This window comes from Campylobacter volucris (assembly GCF_008011665.1).
GTDB lineage: Bacteria > Campylobacterota > Campylobacteria > Campylobacterales > Campylobacteraceae > Campylobacter_D > Campylobacter_D volucris_A.
In genome coordinates this window covers 1-1,331 of record NZ_VOWJ01000022.1, presented here as the reverse complement: position 1 = coordinate 1,331, position 1,331 = coordinate 1, and the positions used below count along the sequence as shown (strand labels likewise).

Annotated in this window: 1 protein-coding gene and 2 pseudogenes; 1 reads left to right on the top strand and 2 read right to left on the bottom strand. The window is 22.9% G+C overall.

What is annotated here, in order from left to right; genetic code table 11:
* Positions 1-123 (bottom strand): annotated as a pseudogene (locus FPD38_RS04145) (glycosyltransferase); the annotation flags it as partial.
* Positions 124-277: 154 nt separating this feature from the next.
* Positions 278-1,148 (bottom strand): annotated as a pseudogene (locus FPD38_RS04140) (glycosyltransferase).
* Between the two features lie 79 nt (positions 1,149-1,227).
* Between FPD38_RS04140 and FPD38_RS08440 the strand changes: the two are divergent.
* The coding region (locus FPD38_RS08440) for an alpha-2,3-sialyltransferase (protein ID WP_410002931.1) at positions 1,228-1,331 on the top strand (104 nt) is incomplete at its 3' end.

The window sequence follows — 1,331 nt, the reverse complement described above, 5'->3', positions numbered from 1 at the left end:
CAATGATGATTTTAAATTTTCTTTATTGTGTATGATTTTAATTCTTTCATCTTTACTAGCATATTCTTTAGCTATATATTTTTCTACATTATAAGTTGGAAGTATTATGGAAACTTGTGACACAATAAACCTTGTTTTAATTTATTATAATAAAATTATATTGTATTTTTTAGTTTTTTTGGAGATAAATATTGAAAATATTGATTACTTGCTATCTAAACAAATAAAAAATATTAATTTAAAATATTTTTTATTTGTTTAGAATAATTAAATTTATCTACTCTTTTGTAAAAATTCTTCTAGGATGCCTTGTGTAGTATTTTATATAATAAAATATGGAAAATATTATATGATATTTATCTTTAAATGAAAAGGTAAAATCTAATTCATTAATTAAATTTTCAATCTGGTATTTTTTTAATAATTTTCCATAAATTCCATTTTTATAAAAATAATTTTTATTTAATACATTGCTTCTCCACATTTCCGAAAATAAATGCAAAAAAGGTTGAGTATTATCAAATTCTGATTTTTTTATAAAATCTCTTGTTTTCTTCCAAGGTATTTGACAAGTTCTTTTATAATCCCAAGCAAAATTTTCTAAATTATATTTTTTTTATTTGATCTGCTAAAAACCAAGGGCCTATAATACCCCATTCTATTATTTTTTTATTATTAATAATTTTATTTGCTTCATTAATTAAATTTTTACCAAATCCACTTCCCTTTGGAAATTTTAAAAATGAAGTTGTTATCCTTGGTTTTGTTTCATCTTCATCGATTTCTTGAGAAAATATATAGTTTTGATTTAAATCTATATGGTTTAAACAAACCATATCAAGATCTACCCACACCCCTCCTCGTTTATATAACATATTAAATCTAAAATAATCAGAAAATGCTGCCACTCCAGCACCTCTATCATCACTAAAATAATTTGCAAAAGGTAATATTTCATTGGCATCTTTTAAAATGAAATCATCAAAAATTTCATTTAGCTTATTAAAAATTTTATCATCTAAATTATAAGTATAAAGTTCAAATTTATATCCATTATCTAAAAAAGACTTTATAGACAAAAGTTCCATTAAACCTATGCCTTTATATCCTTTAGGGGTATACCAAAAGCTAGAAATTGTTTGTTTCATATCAAAATTACCTTAAACATATACAAATAATAGTTTGTGTATAATTATATTTAATTTTTTTAAATGTGGAGTTTGAAAGGTGATAAATAATAATGCAGGGGGGGGTAATGCTATAATCTGCGGCAATGGACCTAGTTTGAAAGATATAGATTATTCGAGACTGCCCAAAGAATACGATGTTTT